Source organism: Porticoccus sp. Uisw_050_02 (assembly GCF_047729555.1).
Taxonomy (GTDB): domain Bacteria; phylum Pseudomonadota; class Gammaproteobacteria; order Pseudomonadales; family Porticoccaceae; genus Porticoccus.
This window is the reverse complement of the sequence record NZ_CP159825.1, coordinates 403922-429126: the sequence shown is the minus strand read 5'-3', so window position 1 is coordinate 429126 and position 25205 is coordinate 403922. Positions and strand designations below refer to the sequence as shown.

Genomic DNA, 25205 nt, shown 5'->3' with positions numbered 1-25205 from the left:
AAAGCCGATCTTAATATATTTTGCTGTTCTATTTCTTATTGTTCTTGTTCTTGTTCTTGTTCTTTGTAGCTTAAAAAAAACATCCCGGAGGGATAGTTAGCAAACTCACTAACAACCCCTCGCGGAATGGTCTAGATTGATACTAACGTGCTAACTGAATAAGAGTTTTCAGTGTTACGTCTTCTTCTTGCACAGAGTCAGGGTTAGCTTTCATGTTAGAAGACCAAGTAGTAGAGAACTCAGCTTTCCAATCAATGATGTGACCAACAACTGGCATCAATGCTTGGTAACCGTCATCACCATAATCGATACGATTTTGGAAGATAAAGGTTTTCCAGAATTTACCGTTTTTATCGTACGCTTCACCCAAGTAAGGACGTGGGTAATCGATTTCCATATAAACGATTTTCTTGCTGTACGGATGCTCGTCAGGAGGAGTTCCCTCAATAACGTACACTTCACGTGGTTCCCATTGAACTTGTTCGTTAGGGAAGAAGTGAGGAGGAGTATCCATATCTACAGCAGGGAATTCCTTAATAGTATTTTTGAACGCAAGGTCAACAGTAACTAGTGGAGCGTGAGCAATAGCCCAGATCCAACGCTTACCGTTCAACTTAACTTCTTTATACTTAGTAGGAACCGCATCCCAGATATCCCAATCATCGTACAACTGTACTGTACCACCGATTGGATCCATCCATGCGTTACCTGAAAGACGACGTGCACGACGCACAGACTTTAGGTATGCATAAACGTCATCAGGCTTCTGTGAAGTCGGATCGTTGTAGCGTACAGAGAAGATACCAATACCTTTAATGTCTTGTGGATAAATTGCCACAAGTACAGTTTTTTGCAAGATAGTGCCGTCACCTTCAGATACTGGACCACCGTCTAAACGGCCTTCCATGTAGTAACGACGAGCCCACCAACGCTGAATACGTTCCATGCCTGAATGAGCATCCAAGAACACCCAAGAGATGTGACGTAGATCCATTGTTGCACCATAAGTAGGTGAACGTAGGTTCCAGATTAGTTTACAACCTGCAGCAGGATCATCCATGCTTACTTTTTGCGGATCGAAAAACATACCTGCTTTCCAACCAGAAACAACACCACAGTTACTACCATTAGCTGGAGCACCGTAAACAACATCGGCCGCACCATCTATTGTAGCTTGCATGTATTGTGGATCCATTTCGATAAACTCTGAATGACGAGTGTTAATCATCAGGGCTTTCTCACGAATCATCCATTCAACGTTGTCAGTAATCATGCTGCCAACAGTTTTTCCTTCAAAACAAAGACCTTTAACAGCGTCAAGGTTTGAAGCCTGGATCACAACACCTGCTTCCATTGCCTCACCAGTACAACCACCTAGTGCTTCAATAGGAGAAGGACCGCCATCCCAGCGACCTGCTGCGGGTGGTTCACCGTAAAATAATGCGTTTGGCGCAGTGCCGTCAGCAGTTTTAGCTACGTAGCCTTTAGGCTTGCTAGCATCATCCGCCCAATCTGCTTTAGCAAAGGCTTGAGATGCCCCTACTAGCAGTCCTAGCGATACTACCGAAGTAGTAATTAGCTTCATATACATAATAATACTCCAAGTTTTATTTAGTGATGTTTGCACAACTCATACATCGTACTCATTGTGCAAACATACTCAAACGAACTGTCAATCTTATCTTAGAACTGTCTAGTCAACTTAAATACAAGCTGATTGTCGCCAGCGAAGTAATCCATAAAGCCAGCGCTGTTTTCTCTCTTACCTAAGAGAGCATCACCGCCGCCATTATATGCTGCTCTTGCTCCACCTCCGCTGCCACAACCAGTGTTGCCAGATAGTTCTTCGTGTCCATATGCATCAGCAGACACGTTACAGGTTTTCTTCGCATCACCGTCGTTGAACCAAAGATCGGCTTCAACTTTTAGACGCCAATCATCACCCCAAACAAACTCTACCGCAGGAATAGCGAAACCGCCGCCTTTAGTCAAGTCAGTACCAGCCACGAATGACGGGTTAATGGTGTCACGATGGAAGTTCATTAATGTAAAGATAGTCAAGTAAGCAGTATGTTCTTTCTTTTGTGCACCGAAAGAAGCAAATTCTACGATCTGATCTTTATCATCATGAGACAAAATCCAAGTGTCAAACAACTGAATACTAGACAATGAAGGACGATGTGTTCCTAGAGACTCCATCCACTTAAATTCCTTATCGATACGGAACATCATATTGATGGTATCTTTCTCGATTACACCGTTCCAACCAGGTAGATCCGAATAAGGAGAACCGAAGTTGTATGGTTTATTAGGAATGAAAGCAATTTCCATACTCATGGTTGCATCCAGTGGTTGATTAAATCCGGTCATAGTGAAGCCGAAAATATCAATCTCAGGGTACATCCAATCACCTAACAGATTTCCGGTAGTCGCTTCATCGTTACCATAGGAATTAGTCGCACCCTGAATACCGTAGTAGTCGTAAAAACCACCATCTAAGTAACCATTAGAGCCTGGAGATGAAAGCGTACGAGCACCATTAGTACCAGTTGAGCTGTGTGGGCTCATGATAGGTGCTGGATTGAAGGTTTTCATATAAGCAAATGAATAGCCTATTGAACCCCATTCTCCATTCCAACGAATACCGTAGGTCATGTCAGACCAGTCGCCTGATTTATGATCGGTGCGATATGAATCAGTGAACTGCGTGAAATCGACTCCGCGATAAGGATGTGGAATCCAACGTCCGCCTTCGATGTTGTAGTTGCTACCCATGTCCTCTGCGCGATCCCAACCTGGACGAATGTACCAGTTTAAGCTACCACCAAGTTCATAGAAGTCTAACCTGAAGTTAAACAACATTAAGGGCTTGCGCCATTCTTCATTATTCTCATAGAACAAACGACCACGGTAATCGTAGCCATGCACCACGTCCATAGCTTGGAAGAAATCACTTTCACCCCAAACTAATTGTTGGCGTCCAACACGAACCATCAATCGATCATCGAATAAGTTAACGTCGAAATAAATTTCACGCAAAATATCCATGGCGTCGTCAACGGTATCGTATTGATCCATGAAGGATCCATCTTTACCATTCTGGCCTGGGTAGCCGCCTATAGCACTTCCGCCGCCCTCACCATTTTGTTGACTATAGTTACCCTGAAGACCGAACTGGTTAGCCGTAGCTCCCATTCTATTTTCTAGGTCATCTAGGTAGTCAGTTTGCATTTCTTTATCAAAACGCGTAACGATTTTCCAATTCAAAGGACCCGTTTTCACATCGAAATCCAAATGCAGAACTGCTTCTGCTTGGTTCATGCGATATTTGTCATCTGCATTTGTTTCATCGTTATCTTGCAACATCACGCCTACTGTTGTTCTCAGATAGCCGCTCCAGTTAAAGTTATAGAAGGGTTCATTGTCCCCTCCGTAGCCATACGCAGAGAAAGCATTGCTGCTTCCCATGAGAAGGCCCCCAAATCCCAGCAGAAGGCCGCCGACCTTCAAAATGCTGGTGGTTGTTGTTCTCACCATTTTCTTCTCCCACTTATTACATTGGATACAATTGAACACCGTTAAATAACCACGGCTTTGCACAATATATGCCCGTTGCGCAGCAGTATCAAGCATGTTTAGGTCTAAAGATGACATTTTTGTGAAAAAAAAATGAAGAAAAAATATATTTTTTCGAAAAAAAAAATAAAAATATAAAATAAAGTACTTTAAAAACAGTTATTTAAACTAACATATAAGAAAATGTGATGGGTGACATAACGCTGATTACTCATAATGAAAAAAGTTCAATTTAATGCCTATTATGTGAAAAATAACTTATATCTTAGTAATTCTGCACCAAATTATGGCTCAAATTACACAGAATGTCCTTTTAGCACCCATAAACTCCTGCATTCTGCTCAGCTCTGCTCAGCTCAGCTCATCTCAACATTCAATCTCACACCCGGAGAACAACAGCCCCATAAAAGCCGCCTTTCTCTACAAGCTCATGTGCCGTGGCTGCAGCATCTAAAGGCAACCGATGGGCAATCCTGTGTTTGAGTAAATGCCCATCAAGACTGGATGAAATGTCACGCACGGCTTCTTGCTTGGCCTCTTCAGGCATTGCATAGACAAGTATCAAGCGGAGGGTGAGATCAAGAAACATCATCTTTCTGAATGGAAGCGACGGTTCTGGAACCTGCATAGAGCCGTAAGTAGCAATAACGCCACCCACACCTATCAAATCGAGCACACCCTGCAGATTTTCGCCAAACTCTCCATCGATCACACGATCCACACCCTTTCCGGATGTCATGCTTAAAACAGCCTGAGAGAGGTCAGGTCCACTATAAGTACAGACCTTGTCAGCACCTGCTGCCAAGCTGTCCTCTTTGGCTTTCAGGCTTCCAGCTGTAGCAATCACCTGGGCGCCTGCTTGTTTAGCCCACTGAATAGCGTAATTGCCGACTCTTCCGGCTCCGCCCGTCACAAGTACAGTCTTTCCTGCTACAGGTCCATCTGAAAAAACACACCGATGTGCTGTCATGGCAGGAATCCCCATACAGGCACCCTCATCAAAACTAGTGGCTGCTGGCAAAGTCACCGCACGATTTGATGGCATGGAAACATATTCAGCGGCAGTGCCAAAACGTCGGCTGTATTGGCACTGATAAAGCCACACTCGCTCACCCACCCTAGATGCTGAAACTCCAAGACCGACCGCTTCAATAACACCAGCGCCATCACTATGAGGGACAATAAATCCATGATCCAGCAATCCAGGTGACGGGCCAGCGCGTTTTTTAACATCTGAAGGATTCACTGCAGATGAATAGATACGAATCAAAACCTCGCCACTGCCAGGCGAAGGCTTCTCTATATTGGAGACTACCAAGACATCTAACGGGGAACCTAAAGTATTAAATGTTATGGCTTTCATTAGTCCGCATCCTCCTTTAAGGATCTACTGAATTCTTCTCAATACAGACACACAATTGGTGACGCCAGATCCACCAATATTGGCTGTCATGGCTATTTCAGCGTTCTCTTTGGCTGCTATGCCAATGGGCTGGCCTGTCAACTGCTTATAGGCTAACGCATGCATCGAGGCACCGGTAGCTCCCACTGGGTGTCCTTTTGCCTTCAGTCCTCCAGATAGATTAATAGGGCAATCGCCCTCTGGATCAAACTTGCCTTCCATTAAATCAAACCCAGCACGCCCAGGCTCGGATAATCCAATCGCCTCAGCACATAGCAATTCATTTATTGTGAAACAATCATGCACCTCTGCAAAATCCAAATCAGCTACACCAATACCAGCCTCCGTGCAGGCAAGCTCAACAGCGCGACGTGTTGCCTGTAGTTCATGCAATCGACCCTTGCGACCATTAAGCATCATTCGATCAGTAGTATGTCCAACGCCGCTCAGCTCAACTGCATGCTTGAAATTACTTTTAGCATTGTCGGATGAAGTCAGTACAACTGCCGCCGCACCATCAGTAATCAAAGAGCAATCATGCAGTCTTAGTGGTGGTGCGATCATAGGGTTGCTGCCTTTACCCTCATCCGGTAAATTAAGAATAGCCTCTGCTGTAACCAATTGGTTCTTGTCTGGCAGGCTACCCGCACCAAAGTGCGCCAAAGGATTTTGGATTCCATTACGATAATTAAGGGCAGAAACATGGGCTAACATAACTCTCAGTTGATCATCGGTCAGTTTGTGTTTTTGTTGGTAGGCTAACCCAAGCTCTGCAAACAACCCAGGGAACGTCATACCGTGCTTCCCTTCTTCCGGCCAATAGGAGCAACATGACAAAGCATGTGTCACTCCAGGCGTGTTGAGAAGACTCATTTTTTCAACACCCAGAGCAAGGACATGCTTGAAACGTCCAGAAGCCACCGCATAAGCAGCATTGTAAATGGCCAAAGAGGAAGTGGCGCAAGCCCCCTCTGTCCTTGTGGTTGGCTTAAATAACAGCCCTTCCGGATCAATCTCTAGTGCTAAGGGGCCAACATGCTCTTGGTTAACGAACAATGATGGGGAGCAGGACCCAACCCAAATCGCATCGATATCTTTTGCCTCAAGACCTGCATCTGAAATTGCACCCGATCCAGCTTCAATTAATAGCTCATAAAAAGTCTTAAGATCTTCCACTGTACCAGCGTCGCGATCGCGCTTAACAAACGCACCAAATTTTGTATTATATGCACCAACTATACTGACATTCACAATGAGAACCCCTCTAATTAATTACAAGTATTTTATATACCAACGAGAGCGCCCTGTCTTTACGGCCAATAATCAGCCAGCACAGGTGACACTTCAATTAAATCTTTCTTTTCTGGTCATCCCAAAACATTGCACGTAACTCTTTTTTAAGGACTTTCCCTACGGGACTTCTAGGCAGCTCATCGAAAATAAGAACCTGCTTGGGCGTCTTAATGCTGCCTAATTTTTCCTTACAGCACCGAATGATCTCTTCCTTGTCGGGAATCACACTGGCATCTTTCAATTCAATCACCGCGGTAACCTGTTCGCCCCATTTCTCGTCAGGCAGCCCAATCACAGCGCAATCTTTGATACCCGGCATACCCCATATCAGTTGCTCTATTTCGCCAGGATAAACATTAAACCCTCCGGAGATAATCATGTCACCCTTTCTGTCTAGAATTGAAAGGTAGCCACATTTATCTAGCACACCTATATCGCCAGTTAACTGCCAGCCATCAACCCTAATAGCATTAGTAGCCTCGAAGCTTCTATGGTAACCCTTCATCAGTAAGTTTCCTTTTACAGCGATCTCTCCCTGCAGTCCCTGAGGAAGCATGCATCCGCTATCATCGACAATAGCGAATGTAATTCCAGGGGATGCTTTACCACAAGAGCCTAATATCGAATTATTTTCTGATGCTAAAGCACTAACATGATCCTGGGTCGATAAGAATGCGCATATCATCGGGGCTTCGGCCTGGCCATAAGTCTGGACCATGACTGGACCGAATATAGACATCGCCTCCTTGAGTTTTTTGGTAGACATAGGTGCCGCGGCATACCAAAAATAGCGTAGGCTAGCGTAGTCGTAATAATTAACTCCACTAAAAGCGAGCAGCATATAAATAGCTGTCGGGGGAAGGAACAGACTTGTTACTTTGTGTGCCTCTATAGCGGCAAGTAGTTTTTCTGGCGAAAACCCGTCCATCACGACAATGGAGCCACCTTCAAGTATGGTTGCAAAAGAGCCAATTCCTGCCGCATGGGTCATTGCTGCAGCAACAAGATAGCAAGGCGGAATATCAGTGACTGGCATTAGCTGGCGTTGAATATTAACGATTGCCCCCCAAACAACATGGTCCCACTCTGCAAGCTTAGAATCTCCAGTTGTACCTCCGGTAGCAAATAAAGAGACAAGCGCGCCTTTGGACAATTCAAGGGGTTGGACGTCTTCCGAATTTTTCTGATGTAGGTTGCTGTCATATGAGCGGCCATACTCAGCTGTTTGCCTAAGGAAAGAAAAATCAAAATCGGCGATTTTTTTTCCGTCCAGCCAGGCCAACTGCTCTAAACTAAAGCGCTCGAAGATCTCTGGATGGTCAATAGAAATCGTCTCATCAGCAAACAAGAATTTGGCATCCGATAAATCAATCAGCTTAAGATTGGCATTAAAAGTATTTCTGATATTCAGAGGCAACCAAATTGCACCTATACGAGAAATAGCAAAGATACAACAATAGGCAGCAACAGAATTTGGCGCATAGGTTGCCACTACATCTTGAGATTTAACTCCTCTTCGTACTAAAAATGCAGCGAGATGAATCGACGCATTAACCATTTCTTGATAGCTGAGAGACAACTGACTATCTAAATCAAAAAATCTAGCGTCTTGGTCTCCAGCATCAGAAAGAGCCGTGCTTTGATCTAAAAAATCAACAAGGCGCATATTGTATTGCCTTATTTACATTTTAAGTGAAGAGAGGGTCTCCAGAACTTTTTCAGGGTTGACGTCAGCAGGAATAGACAGGTATAGAAAACCCTTGGATTCCTGGGTGCCGCCATTCGTCCAGAGCGACTGAGAGATATCAACGCCAAGTGATTCAGCAGAGGCGACTGACTGCTCAGGGATAATAGTAAAATCAATCTCGACTGGTGCGCTAAATCCGCCATCCAGGAAGGGTAATTGCAAGCCAACAGACCAGCGATAATGTTTCGCCACATTAAATACAGGCTGATACCAAGATATTTCCTCAGTACTTTCTGGCATAAAGCTTGGATCTTCCACCAACAGGATGCCAGATAGGTTTGTTTCGCTGAAATATCGTAGGAAATCTGCCATATACATGGAGGCAGTGTCTATAGCCATCTCATCAGGCTGAAGATCGTTTCCTGTCGCACGCTTATGGGCCCTAACTAGCAAAGTTCTTGGGGATGGGATAACTAGAACAATGGGTGCTGAATTACCGTAATTGTTATCGACTGCAGTCAAGACTTCAGCAAGAAGCTCTCTAGGTGCATAGGCCTCCAATAGCGTCTTTAAGGCAAAAGTAGCGCGAGTTTTTTCAGCCATGGAAGAAACTGCGCTAGCGTCCTCCTCCATCCAGTGATGAAAGAGATCCCAAATATCCAATACCACTACGTCTGCTTTTACTAAAGAGTGAGCTTGCGTGTAATATGCCAAATAAGAAGCTGGAGTAACCCAAGGGTTACTGTCATTTCCAAGCAACAGCGTTTTTGCATACTCATTAAAATTTACCCAAAGTCGAGGAGAACCCTCCCCCGACGATAGGTAATTTACCAGATCAACGGCCATTGTTATGTCCTGTTATTTGTAGCAACAATCCCTGCCTTTTTTCTCACTACTTCAAGTTCTTTCTCTAGCTCACCAATTCGTACATCTTTCGGATTGATCATGTAGTTTGCACCAGGATTGTTAGCATCCCTTAGATCGTCATTGCTACCGCAATACACTTGCTCGTTGTTTCCATTCCATGAACCATAAAAAGGTACGTCATCTGGCGGAATGTCTCTTACATGCTTCTTAACAAACTCCGCATAAGGCACACCCTGCTTTTTTCTTTGTTCGCGATATTCATCACGCATTTTTTTCGTTGCAGCTTCATCAACAGCAAGTGTTTTTTCGTCAAATACCACCTTGTAGAGTTTTTTGGCCCAATCCGGAGATATAAGCGACTCCTCTATATCCATGATCACCAGAGCTGGATCACGCTCGAGTAGATCTCCATACCCACCACCAGAGCCCTGAGAAATCATATAAAGCTCACCGCGCTTAGATATTTCAAAACCTAACCCTAAATGCTGGGTGGTATAAATAGCATTTTCAAATGGCTGCTCATTCATAATTTCAGGTATAGAGTGTCTCATCCTTTGAGGATCGTTAAGCATAACGTCATATACATCGGTGCCTGAAACCCTGCACAACGGCATTGCACCTGCCGCATAACCACCAAATAAACCCTGAATGGTTGGAGCCTTCGAACCTTGACAGGACGTCATAAAGCCCCACGCATCGCTATCTTTTGTTGAAGCGATTTGAGTATACCCCATGCCACCTCGATATTTACCTGGAGCCTGAGTATCCATAGTCATTTTTTTAGAAACAAGCTGAAGGAAAGGAACATCTTCTTCGTTCATCTCCTGCTCGCCAATATCTGCCATAGTTGCAAATATTGGAGAAAGCGCATGCTCTCCATCTCTATCCATCCGAGCACCACCACCCATTCCATTAAGGTCTGCACACAAGTTACCCAAGGTTTCCCCGTGCTGATTCACGCCACCCCAGATAAAGGTATTAATCATATTATGCCAAGGAGCCAGTACGCGTGTAAATTTCTCAGGAGCACTATAAAGAATCTTTGCAGTTGCATGCTGAGCTACAGTGAAGCTATGGAAGATTGACATCAAGCTCTGAGAGTTTGGCGCAGCATAAGTACAGTCAACTATTGACCCCAGCGTAGTCTTAAATTCAACAGGAGACAAACCAGCTTGCCCTCGAGGTAGATCAGGCCAGATGTGATTCATGAATGCTTGGCCAACCATTCCCTTCATACCGGGAAGTTGGGTATTAATAGCACGATTAGTGAACTCTGGGCTGCTGCCAGAAAAATCAAAAATTAACCTATCTCCTTTCTTTACGAGAGTTAGGTTCATTTTAATAAGCGCATTTTCACGCAATGTGCTATCCATGATCGTATGTGTGCGGACAGTCATATCCGGCCACCCACTGATCCTACGTCGAACCTCTTCAACTACACTCTCATTCGTATATCTCAAGCAGGCTGTAAGGGCATCAGGGCCTTCAGAGGCAAAAACCTCCTTAATTCTCTGCTCTAGACGCATACAGGCAAATAGTTTCACCTTCATATCTTCGTATTGTAATTTTGGCTCACGAACAGAATTCTGCAAGAAAGTCAGCAGATCTCTTTTAATTTTATAATTCTCCACCACTTTGAAAGGAGACATTTTCAAGCCTTCATCAAAAGATGTCTCAGCCATAGTAGGCATACCACCAGGTTCGATAGCACCACATTCTCCCTCATGGACAGTGGAGGCGGCCCAACAAATTAACTTGCCTTCATGAAAAACAGGCAGAATCATGCTTTGATCGGTATTATGCACATTGCCGTATCGAGAATCATTATGAATGAATCCGTCACCTTCATTAACACCAACTGTTTCTTCGTCTATCCAGTTTTTAATAATAAACTTGATAGGGTGATGCACTAGGGCAGAAAAAATCAACACGCCACCAGCACTACCAATGGTTAAATCACCAGAAGCCGAATATATGCCAGTGATGATGTCGCCCCATTTTGCTCCAGGAGCTGCACCCATCTGCTCTACCATTTCGAATCCCTCTTCGCACGCAGACTGAAGGCGGTCACGAATGGAAGCAATTTGGTTTAAATCGGTGTATTCGTCCATACACCTTTCTTCTGTTTCAGTCCTAGGCATAATGCGATGATCTCGCATGATCTCAGGATCTGGGCCAAGAAATAATGTTGTATCCTTAAGAAATTTTTTGATTAATTTCTGATCTTGAACATCAAGTTCAATATTTGCATCCTTATTCATGATATATCCACCTCTTTAATTCTTGTCTTCTGTACGAAGAAACCAAACTGCACCTTGTTCAGCAGAAACATATTTCCAGCCTGGCTCGATCAGATAAGTTGTTACCTCTGACGATACAAGACCGGGGCCGACAATCTCTGTTCCTGGTGGAATATTTGCCTTATCCCAAACAGGTGTTTTAACAGGTTTTCCGTCACCCACAAAGTAGCACACACGGGTAGCTGTTGGGGCAGGTGGAGCAATACGCTCGCTCTGCGCTATCGGTTTAATGTGATCGAATTTGACTGTGTCATGCTCCACATAAGAAGCTACACGTATTGTATTGATGCGAATGCCAGCTTCCGGAGCCTGGCTGCCCTCACCGAAACGCTTACCATAGTCGCTTGAAAACTGATCAAGAATATTCATCACATCCATGACAGACTCAAGAGAATGCTTTGAAACCACTACTGTAGTTTGAACCAATTGGTTTCCATAGCGCATATCTAGCTCTAGTGAGTGCTTGATATCGCTAACAGGCTGACCTTGTCTGACAAGGTCAGCCTGGCCGCGCTTGCTTAGCTCAACAACAAGATCATTGAACCGAACATAATTATCGAACACTTTTCGAGCAGTAGAGTCATACAGCACCATGAACAACGATGTTTCATGAATGTGCATTTGATGCATATTACCTGCACCCACTGCAGAAAAAACAGAGCTCATTGGGGTAGCAAGAATCTTGTTGATTTTTAACTTAGAAGCAATACCACAGCAATGCAGAGGCCCGTTACCACCATAAGCTAGCATGGTAAAATCTTTCGGATCGTAACCGCGGACTCTTAGTTCTGTATTGACGCCATTAGCCATATTGCTGTCTACTTTTTCTTTGATCAGCAATGCAGCTGCGATTGGTTCCACATCCAAATCGTCACATAAGGCTTCTTCAATGGCAAACATTGAACGCTTAGGGTTAAGGGGTATGCTGCCGCCTGCATAATTTTCCGCATCAAGGTAACCTAAGGCTAAATCCGCATCTGTCACCGTGGGATTCATTCCGCCTCGGTCGTAACAAGCTGGACCAGGGTCGGAGCCGGCACTTTTGGGACCAACCGCAACAGCGTTGTACATACGATCAAACGAAGCAATGGAGCCTCCACCTGCACCTAGAGTAACTAGGTGAACCATAGGGACTGATACTAGCCATCTGTCAATAACGGGATTGAAGTCATAATGCTTAATTCCCCCCTCAACGACGATACCAATATCGTAACTTGTTCCTCCCATATCTGTGGCGATCACACTTCCCAGATCCGCCTCTTTAGCGAGATGTTCTGCAGCACTAATACCAGATACTGGGCCAGAATGAATGGTCTGCAGCGCATCTGTAGAATTCAACTGAGCCATGCCACCCGAGTTGTGAATGACGAGCATAGGCTTGGAGTATGAGTTTGCTCGGAGATTTTGTTCAAGCTGGCTCATAGCGTGGTACATAGTAGAATGCAAATAGCCATCCACAATTGCTGAGGTAGCACGCACATATTCACCCTTACGACCTGCAACACGATGAGAAAGAATAACAGGAATAGAGCCAAGCAAATGCGTGGGATACTCTTCCAGCAAAATTTCCTCTACTCGTTTTTCATGTGCAGGGTTTACTACCGAATTAACCAAACATACTACGATGACTTGCGCGCCTTTATCTACCAAGGTTCTTATCTTACGACGAACATCGTCTTCATCAACGGGCATGACTAGCTCGCCCTCAAAACCTAAACGTTCGCGTACACCTTCAATCATACTTGGCAGTACAAGAGGTGCTGGTCTTTGTGCATCAGGAAGATTTTGTTTGCCTAGATCATCCAAACCTTCGCCGTATCCACGCGCCCTACTCAAGGGCACCATTGCCTCATAACCAGCCGTTACTAGCATGCCCATACGAGGACCCTTATGCTCAATCAAGGCATTAGTGCCTAACGTGGTTGCATAACGAACCGAGTCAACACCTGCTAGAAGTTCCTCCATACCCACACCAAGTTCTTGATAGGCCTTTTCAAGAGCCTCATTAAAACCCAACGCAAGGTTTTGATGTGTCGTCAACGCTTTAGTTTCGATGTACTTGTTGTCCCACACTACAAAGCAGTCAGTAAAAGTACCACCGATATCTACAGATATACGTTTCATAATTTTATTTCCTAAAACTTTAAAGCTTATGGATTATCTTCCTGTAAGAGAATAAGTCCGCTGCATTAATGATTATGGCCGTGAGTCCTGTCTACTAGAACATTAGGGCCTGTCGTAGGCTCCGTAAGTTCCTCTCTTGTGCTCCACTGCTCTTTAAGAGCATCTACATCCACTTCCATATCATAAAGTGGCATATGCCCAGGGAAGGTGTATTCAACCTCCACCTGAGTAGCGCAGGACGGGCAGTAAAATTCATAGATGCTCACCCAGTCTTTATCAGGGCAAAAAGTGAAGTTATATTTTTCTGGATCGATAACAGAAGGATGGATATCTTCTGGATCTCTCTTGTACACCAATAAACCTTCTTTATAATTTCCGCGGGCCGGACCGACCGTATGATCACATACACGGCATTCCCAGTTCTCTGAATCTAAATCTATTCGAAGATATTCAGTCATTAATACTTTCATTATTTGGCTCCCTTTGTTAAACAAATGTCGCCCAATTCAGTTACAACAAAACTCCATCCTTGACGAACCAAGCATGTAAAGTATTCCTCTTCAATAACTGCTGGACCAGCACCATGATCGCCAGGCTTCATGCTACTCACACCATAAACTGGTAAGTCGCTCCACTCTCCGTTATCTCCAAAAATGGATCGAACGTTATCTTTTTTTGCCACAGCACCCTTGGACACTTTGGCCTGTAATTGACTCTCTGCTCTGAGTATTTTTCTAGCAGAGAACTCTAATATGACCGAGTCTGAACCAGACAAAGATTTAGGAAATGCAATCTCATTAGCCAGCACATGAACAACCTCGCTATCCTTGCTTGTGCCAACAAGCTGAGCGGTAATTTGATAATCACCTTCAGAATAACCCTCTGCAAACATATCTCGACCAGCCTTCTCTGCCAAGCCGGTATATGCTAACTTTAATGTCTCATTTTTATAGTCAGCTAGAACAACTGCATAGCTTTGCCCTATGTCACAAGATCCGATACCGTAAGCGCTGAACACTGCCGCAGTTTTTGGAATAAACACAGTTCTAATGCCAGACTTATCGGCTACACCACAAGCACTCATTGGGCCGGCCCCACCAAATGCTAGCAAGACAGTCTCATCAGAAACAGTAGCGAAACCAGTTAGCTCATCAGCAACTTTTTGATCATAAGCATCACGTAATTTAAGAAGGGCTTCGTCAGAAGAAACGCCCAAAGGAGTAGCAATATTTTCTTCTATAGCAGCATGAGCTCTGTCAATATCAAGCTTCAATCCGCCGCCAAAAAAAGTTTGAGGATCAAGCAGTCCCGTCAAAAGATTGACATCTGTCATCGTAGATTCTTTGCCGCCACGACCAAAACTTGCTGGTCCAGGTACCGCGCCTACGCTTTCTGGTCCCACCTTAATATCTTTCCCGTTAACGGATAAGATAGAACTTCCGCCAACACCCGGGCTTGCTATCTCACAAAGACCGAACGAAATAGGCACCCCTTCCACATTGCCATGACGTGATTCTTGTACGGTATGATTTACTATATGCCCGATATCTGTGGTGGTCCCACCAATATCCATAGAGACCACATTAGGAAGTTTGTACTGCTTGCTAAATTCTTTAACGCCCTCCATTCCGCCACGAGGCCCAGAACTATATGTTTTTAATGCAATAGTTTTAGCAACTCGAGATGCATCGCCATCATTACGAAAAATAAGTAATGGATTTTTTGTTCGATATTCACGTAAACGATTTTCTGCGTTATACAAGAAACTTTCCATCGCAGGATGCAAAAAAGAGTTAACCAGCGCTGTCCAACCACGACGGCTAGGAGAAATATCTTCAGCTAGCTCACTAGCAAACAGCATAGGAACAGCACCCAGAAGGTGCCGAGGGTAATTATCAAAGGCAATTCTTTTAAACTGAGACTCATATTGAGTTGCTTTATCAACATCAAAACAGACCACAACCCGATTTGCTCCCCTTGCAGTCAATCGGGTAATAGCAGTTGTAGTTTCAGTTGCGCGCTCTGCGTCCTGCAAATCAGTTAGCTCTATTTCTTCCACACGATCGCCCACAAGAAAATCAAACAAATCTTGATCTTGCTTTCTCATCAGACTAATTAAATCTGTATGCCCCTTATTGATAACGATTCCTAGCTTGGGGCCCTTGCGTTCCACAATAGCATTAGTACCTTGAGTAGTTGAATATCTTATATGATCAACTTCAGCGAGTAATCGAGCAACGTTTTCTTCACCATATATGGCTTTTGAGACATCCTTTAGTCCATCAAAGAAGCACTTGCTTAAATCATAAGGTGTAGTGAGTGTCTTTGTTTTATAAAAATCATTATCTTTCAGCACACATATATCTGTGAGGGTGCCGCCGTTATCGATATTAATGAGCATTCCCATATCGAGCTACCTTCGTTCTTAAATTGCTAAATCAGGTCTCTATTTATTGTGACCCATGAGGACAAATATTTATTCTACGAGCATCTGCAAAAGTTAGCAATAACTGTAACTTTTCCAGAAAACAACCAACCACTCGAATTATAAAAAATTTGCTTCTTTTGCTTTTTTTTAAACTATAGTCACTATAGTAATCAATAAAATTGAAACAAGGTCTAATTTTATCCAATAAACTCACTAATTGTTTCAATAAAGTATAATTTTTTAGTGGTCAAAAAAACAGGTGTTAGGATTAGTCTACTTTTTTCTGCTATTTTTTATTTGCTGAGCCACTCTTAGGCGAGCTATTTAAGCTATCACTTGAGTCATCTTCCGAAACTTCTTCAGACAAGATAAATATTTCACGGGAATAAAAGTCCTTTTTACTCACAATCTTGCTCATAAAAAAAGGGTTTAGCTAACAGCCTAAACCCTTTAGTGTTACTTACCTTTGTAAGTGGCGGAGAGAGAGGGATTCGAACCCTCGATAGGGTATTAGCCTATACACCCTTAGCAGGGGCGCGCCTTCAGCCACTCGGCCACCTCTCCAAAATATGCAGCTCTCAATAACTGATAAATCCAAAAAGAGCATCTAAATTCGAGGCGGCATAATAACAACACCTCTTCAAAAATCAAAGCTGATCAAACAACTTTGGTTTTATTTTTTGTATGCTTAGGATAGTCAACCTAAAAAATTATTTTAAAGGCCTAGCATCGTCATCTAACTCAAACACACTGTGCAATGATCTCACCGCCAAATCTAAAAAATCCTCAGCAATCACAACCGTGATTTTAATTTCTGATGTGCTAATCATCTGAATATTAATATTTTCTCTACCTAGCGTAGAAAACATAGTCGCAGCGACGCCTGCATGAGAACGCATTCCCACGCCAACCAAAGCTAGCTTGGCAATATTGGCATCAGCTTCCACTGAAGTTGCACCTAATTCCATTGCAACCTTGTTCAATACAACTTCTGCATTCTTCATTTCATCTCTGTGGACGGTAAATGTTAAAGATGCTGTCTTATCTTGGGCGACGTTCTGTACAATTACATCAACCTCGATATTGGCTCGGCCAACTGCACCTAGAATTCGAGCGGCGCTCCCAGGAACATCAGGAATCCCTCGCACTGTAAGCTTAGCTTCATCACGATTAAAAGCGATGCCAGAAACAACAGGCTTTTCCATATTGTCATCATCCTCAAGTGTAATTAAAGTGCCAGGGCCCTCTTTGAAGCTAGATAGAACCCTGAGAGGAATTTTGTATTTCCCAGCGAATTCTACGGCTCTTATCTGCAATACCTTAGAGCCTTGACTGGCCATTTCGAGCATTTCTTCAAAAGTAATATGATCCAGACGTCGAGCATTTTTAACCACCCGAGGATCTGTTGTATAAACACCGTCTACATCCGTATAAATTTGACACTCATCTGCTTTCAATGCAGCAGCTAAAGCCACAGCAGTAGTATCAGAGCCGCCCCGCCCTAATGTTGTGATATTTCCGCGCTCATCAACGCCTTGAAAGCCAGCAACTACGATTACCTTTCCTTCATCAAGGTCTTGCTCCATACGATGGGAGTCAATGGCTTCAATCCGAGCCTTAGAGTGCGCGCTATCTGTAAGAATACGCACCTGTGATCCAATATAGGACTTGGCTGCACAACCACGTTTATGCAGCGCCATACACAGCAAAGCAATTGTGACTTGCTCCCCAGTGGATACCAATACATCCATTTCGCGAGAACTGGGATTTTTTTGGATACCATTTGCTAGTGCAATCAGCCGATTAGTTTCGCCGCTCATAGCAGAGACCACTATAGCTATATCGTCGCCACGCTTCCGAGCGTCGCAAATTTTTTCAGCTACAGCCTCAATCTTTTCAACAGTCCCAATTGAAGTGCCACCAAATTTTTGAACCAGTAAACTCATGTATAACCTAAACTCTAAGATATTATTTTTTGCAGATTGAATGTCGAGCTAAATCTCTCACAATAAGCTAAAAGCAACTTACAAAAAGGTGGGCAATTAAACAACAAAACACTATAAAAGTTAAGGTATATCACTCACACAAAGCCAGCCATTGATCAACCCAAGGTTTCAACTATTCAGTTTTTCTTCGACCCAGCCAAAAACGGAGTTAACTGCTTCTGGTAGCGCCTTAATATTTGTACCTCCCCCTTGAGCCATATCATGACGACCTCCACCTTTACCATCTAACTGGGAGGCGACAAAACCCATTAAATCACCGGCATGGATCTGCCTAGAGATATCTTGGGTAATACCAGAAACTAGGAAAATTTTATCTTTATCGATTGCTGCCAGTATCACCACGCTTTTACCCAGTTTGTACTTTAACTGGTCTACTGTATCACGAAGTGTTTTGGGATCTATTCCGTCAATGATCGCCGACAGCACCTGAATACCTTTTATTTCCTTAGCTGCAGAAAGCAGTTCAACACCGGCCAGGTTAGCCATTTTTCCTTTCAATCGAGCATTTTGTTTTTCTAATTCTTTAGATTCAAGCAATAAAGCCGTCACTTTTTGCGCAATATTATCAGGACTGGCTTTGAGAGTATGACATACAGCCTCCAAATCGTACTCTAACTTATTAACGTAAGTTAACGCCTGTTCACCGGTCACTGCTTCAATGCGACGAATGCCTGCAGCAATGCCTATCTCAGAAACAATCTTGAACAGGCCGATATCGCCGGTACTTAGAGCATGAGTTCCGCCACACAATTCTACAGAAAAGCTATCCCCGATAGTCAGCATTCTCACCTCATTGCCATATTTTTCACCAAACAAAGACATAGCACCTTTATTTTGAGCTGTTTTCATATCGCAGATATCAATTTTCACTACTGTATTTCGACGAATTTCTGCGTTGATAACACCTTCTATGGATTTCCGTTGTTCGGGCGAAATGCCTTCAGTATGACTAAAATCAAAACGAAGACGTCTGCTGTCCACTAGCGATCCTTTTTGCATAACATGTTCACCTAAGGTTTGCCTTAAAGCTGCATGCAACAAATGAGTAGCGGAATGATTAAGCCCCGTAGCTAAACGATCGCTAGCATCAACCAATGAATAAAGTTTTTGTCCCACATCAATAGACCCTGAAACCACTGTACCAATATGCAAAAAATGCAAGTCCTTTTTTTGACAATCCTTGACCTTAAACTCGCTAGAATCAGCTCGCAAACACCCATGATCTCCAGTCTGTCCACCAGACTCAGCATAGAAAGAAGTACTATTGAGCACAATGGTAGCCTCATCACCCTCGGAAACGCGATCAACTAACTCTCCCCTCAGAATCAATGCTATAACGTTGCCTTCGCCTAAAGTAGAATCATAGCCAGTGAAATCAGTCTCTCCATCAAGTTTTAGCTGCTGTATGTAGTCAGTATTAAATTTTCCAGCAGCTCGAGCCCGCTTGCGTTGAGCTGCCATAGATTTCTCATAGCCCAGCATATCCAATGACAAGCCCTTTTCTCTCGCAATATCATTAGTTAAGTCAACAGGGAATCCATATGTATCGTAGAGTGCAAAAACGACATCTCCGGAAATAACATCGCCCTCCAGTTCACTTAAAACAGAACTCAATAATGACATGCCCTTATCTAAAGTTTTTTCAAATTGCCGCTCCTCTTTTAGCAGCACTTCCTCAACATGCGCGCGAGCCCCAATGAGCTCTGGGTAAGCATCCCCCATTATATCGACCAGGTCTGATACCAGGTCATGAAAAAATGGTTGATTCTGACCCAGCTGGTTACCATGGCGAATCGCTCGACGAATAATACGACGCAATACATAGCCTCGACCCTCGTTAGATGGCAACACCCCATCTACGATTAAAAAACTACAAGAACGAATATGATCAGCTATCACCCTTAATGATTTATTTTCTAAATCACTAGTCCCTGTTGCCTTAGCTGCAGCTTTCAATAATGCCTGAAAAAGATCTATATCATAATTATTGTGCACGCCCTGCATAACTGCAGTGATACGCTCAAGTCCCATTCCAGTATCAATAGAGGGTTTTGGTAAAGGCTCCATGGTGCCGTCAGCTTTTCGGTCATACTGCATAAAAACTAAATTCCATATCTCAATATAGCGATCAAGCTCATCATTATGGCTACCAGGCGGTCCGCCAGGAATATCCTCCCCATGATCGTAAAAAATCTCAGAGCAGGGACCACAGGGTCCTGTATCTGCCATCTGCCAGAAATTATCTTCGCCTAATCTAGAAAAACGGTCTGGGCTTACCCCTATCTCGTCCAGCCATATACTTGCCGCCTCATCGTCTGATTCATGAACAGTAATCCACAGGCGCTCCTTAGGTAACTGCAATTCTTCTGTCAAAAACTGCCAAGCAAGCCTGATTGCGTCACGTTTGAAGTAGTCCCCAAAGCTAAAGTTTCCCAGCATTTCAAAAAAAGTATGGTGTCGTGCTGTGTATCCGACATTCTCTAGATCGTTATGCTTTCCTCCAGCCCTCACGCAACGCTGGGATGAAGTGGCGCGCACATAATTACAGTTTTCGTTCCCTAAAAAAACATCTTTAAACGGAACCATGCCAGCATTTGTAAACAATAACGTTGGGTCATTTGCAGGAATCAAACTACTGCTAGCCACTAACTCGTGGTTCTGGCGTTCAAAATATTTCAGGAATGCATTACGAATTTCAGCAGTTTTCATAACTAGTTAAACCCTACAGCTTTATTCAGGCTGCTTTAGAATGATAATGTCACGCAGCCAAATATGGCTGGCATTTATTCAAAAGTTACATTACAGACATCAAGGCTTCATCAGAAGCTCAAGTTATTTTCAACGAACTTTTTATTGCCAAGCAAGTGCAGGTGCAAATGGAAAACCGTTTGTCCGGCCCCTGCACCATTGTTTATTACTACGCGAAAGGCTTCATCAATACCAGTTTTCTTGGCCATATCATTAGCTACCGTCAGCAAGTGTCCCAGTAACTCTTTATCATCAAGATCGGCTTTTGCTAACATAGAAATAGGCTTTCTCGGAATGATTAGCAAATGCGTGGGCGCCTGAGGAACAGCGTCTTTTATAACAACACAATACTCATCCTCATACATGATATCAGCAGGAATATCGCCAACCATGATTTTCTCAAACAGTGTTTTATCTGCCATTTTTCACTACAACCTTACGCTTGGTTCTAATTTTTTAACTGCTGCTTATCCTAATTTCTCATCAGCGGTTAACTGACGTGCTTCTATTTCAAGCATAATCGGGATACCGTCTCGTACGGGATAAGCCAGTCCACTAAGGCGACAAATCAGCTCATTATGTTCTTTGTCATACTCTAATGGCCCTTTGCTCATGGGGCACACCAAAATATCTAGTAATTTCTTATCAATCATGGCGCTCTCCGAAATAAATTATTACTACCAGTAAGACAAGTTTAAGCCAAAGACAGCCCCAACACTATGCCTCTAGAGCAGACAAAAGATATGGGTCTAAAGAATTACTTTCTTAGCCTGATAGTTACGAAATTAAGTCCACGGTTAATTAAAAATAATTAATCATCCGCAGACGGTAAGCGCTTTAACACCAACTCTGGGTCTAACCTTACCTCGAACCAGTTAATGCGCCAATCTAAATGAGGCCCAGTTGCCCTTCCTGTAGCACCAACTTTAGCTATTAAATCACCTTTTTTGACTCTTTGGCCGACAGACAACAACACCTCGCTCAAATGGATAAACGTTGAGCTAACACCGTAGCCATGATTAATGATTAATGTTCCACCAGAATAGAACATATCATGATGAACCAACTCGACTATTCCCGGCGCCGGCGCATAAACGTTGGCACCCACTGGGGCTGCAATATCTAAGCCATAATGAGGATTACCCGAGGATCCGTTATAGACTCTACGACTACCATAAACCCCTGTAATTCTTCCCTCCAAAGGCATCCTAAACCCCGACAAAAAATCCAAAATTTTTGTGTCCTTGCTTCTAGCAAGTCTAACTTCAGCTGCCTCTTTACGAATTCTGTTAAGCGCTCCAATAGGCGGTGTAACTGTTTTTTGAGGAACACCAAATACCTGTTCTTCCTTATATTTTCGTTGCAATACTGGAAATATATAGTTTTTTTGCTTGTCACCGAGAGTACTGGAAGTAGTTAAAGTAATCTCTGGTGGCGCATTACGCCCGAGCCCAAAAACATACAGACCGTTATCGTCAACCCGTATCTTTCGACCCATAAATTCTAGCTTTAAGCCTGGAGCAATATGACCAACCACCAAAGATCCCTGAGTTAGAGTGTCTTGCAATTTAAACCCATAGGCGCTGGATACCAAACAAAAAACTGTCGCTATCAGCGTACATCGAAAGCAAGCCGCTCCCACATGAAAATAATTATATTTTAAGTATTCTTTCAATTGGCTTGCTCGTCATCATTTAAAACATGCGGATATATGATCTGACTTAAATCCGCGATATTGCAGAAAATTGCTACGTTTTACTTTATCGGAAAATTCATCGCAAGTATCAGATCCATATTTTTTACTCAATGCCTCTTTTGCTAGGCAGAGCCAATTCGCCCCGCTTTTAATCAAAGCTAACTCAATAATATTTTTGCTTACGCCGCGAGATTTTAGTTCGGCTTGGATGCGGATAGGGCCATATCCTCGCCTTATTCGGCTAGTCACAAGCATCTCAGCAAACCTCTGGTCGGATTGGAGATTTTGCTGTTTCAGTGTGACTACGATTCCCTCGACTAAATCAGGGTTATCTGGCAATTTGTCAGTTAACTTGCTTAATAATTCAACAAAAGAATACTCTCGACGAGCAAGCAAAGATAGCGCTCGATATCTAATAATGCTTAACGGGTTATCATTATTTAACTTTGTCATGGGTAATATGGTTGAACTTCCTGCCTCATATATTAATGATCATTTTTGATTTTATGGTAAGTCATAAAAAAACCGTATCTTGAGAATAAAGTACGGTTTATTTTATGTAAAAGAATACTTAGTAAAATATAATCTTAAGTTTCTATTTTACCTTTTGCACTGTCATCTTTTTCTACTTTACTTTTCTTCTCTACTATAGGCATTAACTGAGCTCGAATCTTTTGTTCTATCTCGCTTGCCACGTTAGGATTTTCACGTAAATACTCACACGCATTTGATTTACCTTGGCCGATCTTATCACCATTATAGGCATACCATGAGCCGGCTTTTTCAACCAAACCGCACTGGACCCCAAGATCTATAACTTCACCCAGTTGGTTGATTCCCTGGCCGTAAAGAATCTGAAATTCACACTGCTTAAATGGGGGGGCAATTTTGTTTTTAACAACTTTAACCCGCGTTTCATTTCCAATAATTTCGTCGCCTTCTTTTACCGCTCCTATTCGACGAATGTCCAAGCGTACAGATGAATAAAATTTTAATGCATTTCCACCTGTGGTGGTTTCTGGATTTCCAAACATTACGCCTATTTTCATGCGAATTTGATTAATGAAAATTACAAGGCAGTTTGCATTTTTTATATTCCCAGTTAACTTCCTCAATGCTTGCGACATTAATCTTGCCTGTAAGCCTACATGATGGTCCCCCATATCTCCTTCAATTTCAGCACGAGGAGTTAGTGCGGCCACCGAGTCTATTACTAGTACATCAACAGTTCCAGACCTAACCAGCATGTCAGTAACTTCTAATGCTTGTTCTCCTGTATCTGGCTGTGAGACAAAAAGATCGTCAACCTTAACACCTAATTTTTCTGCATAAATAGGGTCTAAAGCATGCTCTGCATCAATAAAAGCACAGGTTCCTCCAACCTTTTGCGCCTCAGCAATAACCTGCAAGGTTAATGTAGTTTTTCCCGAGGATTCAGGTCCGTATATTTCCACTATTCGGCCTTTGGGTAATCCTCCTATTCCTAGACATACGTCCAAGCCCAGAGATCCTGTGGAAATCGCTGGCACAGCTTGATGCTCTTTGTCACCCATCCGCATCACTGTTCCTTTACCGAACTGTCGTTCGATTTGCGCCAGTGCAGCCTGTAGAGCTTTTTCTTTGTTAGGGTCCATGATTACTTCCTTTAGCCTTTTGAAGATTGAATAATTGCTACTTGATTTATAAACTTTTAAGTAGCTTAACTTAAATTTTTTATACTGTATAGTCATACAGTAGTCTATTTTGGACCCTCAATCTAGGATCAATGGCACCTATAATATTTCAATCAAAATTATTACTGATTTGCAGTCTTTTTCTAATCATTTTTTAAGTCACGCATGAGCTGTTCGACTAAGTTAAAGAAAGCGTTATAACTGTTTCGTAATGATAGGTTCCTGGAAATAAATCAATTAAATGGATTTTCTTAATTGTGTATTTATGCACCAATTTCTGCAAATCTCTAACCATGGTTGCCGCATTACAACTCACGTAAATTATCTGCTTAGGATTAAAAGTGTTCGCCCATTGCTGTAAACCAGTGAATCCTTTTCTTGGCGGATCGACGATAAACATATCATATTTTGAATATTCCGAGCGAGCCCTGAATGTCCTCAATGCGGTCTCAGAGAATAAATCTAAATGCACAAAATTCAATTTCTCTAAGTTAACTCGGTCTGGGGCGAAATCAACCATCACTCTTTCAACTAACGGATTGTCCGTAACAATCATATTTGAAAGATTTCCATTTCCGGAAAATAAATCTAATAATGTATTTTTTGCACCTTCTCGTGCCTTGTTGTCTCCTATCTCATTGAAAACAGCAGTTTTTAGCACTTCATTCATAGCGTTATTAACTTGACTAAACCCCCCATGAGCATATGGTTTGTTCCACTCAATTCTAGCGCCGCTCTCAGTTAAAAATAATTCACAATGACCTTCAGCTGCATGATTCTCAGTCCAGCTCTTATCATTATAAAGTTTATCAAGCTCAGTCTTTAACTCTTTACTTAATAATAAACATTTTGGTACTTCAATCACATTGTTTGTTGTGCCGTCTATCATGCCTATATATTTATGCCGGTAATGTAGCTGTACACGATTACGATACCCTAAGCGCTTTTGGGCTGGGCTGACCATTATCTCAGGAATGTCGACATCAAAACGCTGCAAGTGATGCTTTAAGGCTTGTGTTTTATAGCCTAACTCACTCTCGTAATCTGTGTGCAGATAATGGCATCCAGGACAGCTATCGAAGTGTTCACATTCTGAGCTCTTTCGGTTATCGGCTGTCACGTCCAGCGTCTCTAGCCTCGCAAATTTTACCCCCTTGCTCGCCTTGGTCAAAGTTGCAGTTCCTGTCTCCCCAGGCAAAGTCTTTGAAATAAAACATGGTTTTTTATCAACGATTGCAACACCCTGGCCAAGCGGATCCATGCTATTAATCTCAAACTTAATAGCAGACTGAGTTATTTTACGTTTAAGCTTTATGTTATTTTTTTTGTATTTCAAAGGAACGCCTAATGTTAGGAGAGTTGTAGGACAAATAATCTGTTAGATATCTTATCATTCTTTCAATTA

The 25205-nt window shown here is 42.9% G+C and carries 18 protein-coding genes and 1 tRNA gene; all 19 read right to left on the bottom strand.

From position 1 onward, the window contains the following. Positions 1–142 precede the first annotated feature (142 nt). A complete protein-coding gene (locus tag ABXT41_RS02025; RefSeq protein WP_415391172.1) occupies positions 143–1591 on the bottom strand; it encodes a DUF1329 domain-containing protein in 1449 nt (482 codons plus the stop codon). A 92-nt stretch (positions 1592–1683) separates the two neighbouring features. Then, the gene (locus ABXT41_RS02020; RefSeq protein ID WP_415391437.1) at positions 1684–3468 is read right to left on the bottom strand and encodes a DUF1302 family protein; all 1785 of its coding nucleotides are present in this window, start codon (positions 3466–3468) and stop codon (positions 1684–1686) included. Positions 3469–3955: 487 nt separating this feature from the next. Beyond that, entirely contained in the window at positions 3956–4939 is a 984-nt protein-coding gene (locus tag ABXT41_RS02015; RefSeq protein ID WP_415391171.1) for an NADPH:quinone reductase, read from the bottom strand. Positions 4940–4963: 24 nt separating this feature from the next. Beyond that, positions 4964–6229: a thiolase C-terminal domain-containing protein gene (locus ABXT41_RS02010; protein ID WP_415391170.1), complete on the bottom strand. Its 1266-nt coding sequence runs from the start codon at positions 6227–6229 to the stop codon at positions 4964–4966. Positions 6230–6326: 97 nt separating this feature from the next. Then, complete coding sequence (locus tag ABXT41_RS02005) at positions 6327–7937, bottom strand: class I adenylate-forming enzyme family protein (RefSeq protein WP_415391169.1); 1611 nt, start codon at positions 7935–7937, stop codon at positions 6327–6329. A gap of 15 nt (positions 7938–7952) precedes the next feature. Beyond that, positions 7953–8804, bottom strand: a complete 852-nt coding sequence (locus ABXT41_RS02000; RefSeq protein ID WP_415391168.1) for a hypothetical protein — start codon at positions 8802–8804, stop codon at positions 7953–7955. Between the two features lie 2 nt (positions 8805–8806). Continuing rightward, positions 8807–11086: a hydantoinase B/oxoprolinase family protein gene (locus ABXT41_RS01995; RefSeq protein ID WP_415391167.1), complete on the bottom strand. Its 2280-nt coding sequence runs from the start codon at positions 11084–11086 to the stop codon at positions 8807–8809. A gap of 15 nt (positions 11087–11101) precedes the next feature. Continuing rightward, on the bottom strand, positions 11102–13249 hold the full coding sequence (locus ABXT41_RS01990; protein ID WP_415391166.1) for a hydantoinase/oxoprolinase family protein: 2148 nt from the start codon (positions 13247–13249) through the stop codon (positions 11102–11104). Between the two features lie 65 nt (positions 13250–13314). After that, on the bottom strand, positions 13315–13719 hold the full coding sequence (locus tag ABXT41_RS01985) for an acetone carboxylase subunit gamma (RefSeq protein ID WP_415391165.1): 405 nt from the start codon (positions 13717–13719) through the stop codon (positions 13315–13317). Then, complete coding sequence (locus ABXT41_RS01980; RefSeq protein WP_415391164.1) at positions 13719–15656, bottom strand: hydantoinase/oxoprolinase family protein; 1938 nt, start codon at positions 15654–15656, stop codon at positions 13719–13721. Before ABXT41_RS01980 ends, ABXT41_RS01985 begins: the two co-directional genes overlap by 1 nt. 494 nt (positions 15657–16150) lie before the next feature. Beyond that, a tRNA-Ser gene (locus ABXT41_RS01975) sits at positions 16151–16241 on the bottom strand. A 146-nt stretch (positions 16242–16387) separates the two neighbouring features. Beyond that, positions 16388–17623 (bottom strand): aspartate kinase, encoded by a 1236-nt coding sequence (locus ABXT41_RS01970; protein ID WP_415391163.1) that lies wholly within the window; start codon positions 17621–17623, stop codon positions 16388–16390. A 168-nt stretch (positions 17624–17791) separates the two neighbouring features. Next, positions 17792–20392 carry an alanine--tRNA ligase gene (alaS, locus tag ABXT41_RS01965; protein WP_415391162.1) on the bottom strand — a complete coding sequence of 867 codons (2601 nt, stop codon included), beginning with the start codon at positions 20390–20392 and terminating at the stop codon, positions 17792–17794. Between the two features lie 110 nt (positions 20393–20502). After that, positions 20503–20853, bottom strand: a complete 351-nt coding sequence (locus ABXT41_RS01960; protein ID WP_415391161.1) for a histidine triad nucleotide-binding protein — start codon at positions 20851–20853, stop codon at positions 20503–20505. A gap of 45 nt (positions 20854–20898) precedes the next feature. Further along, positions 20899–21084 carry a Trm112 family protein gene (locus ABXT41_RS01955; protein ID WP_415391160.1) on the bottom strand — a complete coding sequence of 62 codons (186 nt, stop codon included), beginning with the start codon at positions 21082–21084 and terminating at the stop codon, positions 20899–20901. A 158-nt stretch (positions 21085–21242) separates the two neighbouring features. Next, positions 21243–22106, bottom strand: a complete 864-nt coding sequence (locus ABXT41_RS01950) for a M23 family metallopeptidase (protein WP_415391159.1) — start codon at positions 22104–22106, stop codon at positions 21243–21245. Positions 22107–22121: 15 nt separating this feature from the next. After that, positions 22122–22580, bottom strand: coding sequence for a regulatory protein RecX (locus tag ABXT41_RS01945; protein ID WP_415391158.1), 459 nt, complete (start codon positions 22578–22580; stop codon positions 22122–22124). A gap of 134 nt (positions 22581–22714) precedes the next feature. Beyond that, positions 22715–23761 carry a recombinase RecA gene (gene recA, locus ABXT41_RS01940; protein ID WP_415391157.1) on the bottom strand — a complete coding sequence of 349 codons (1047 nt, stop codon included), beginning with the start codon at positions 23759–23761 and terminating at the stop codon, positions 22715–22717. Between the two features lie 217 nt (positions 23762–23978). Further along, positions 23979–25136: a class I SAM-dependent RNA methyltransferase gene (locus ABXT41_RS01935; RefSeq protein WP_415391156.1), complete on the bottom strand. Its 1158-nt coding sequence runs from the start codon at positions 25134–25136 to the stop codon at positions 23979–23981. Positions 25137–25205 lie beyond the last annotated feature (69 nt).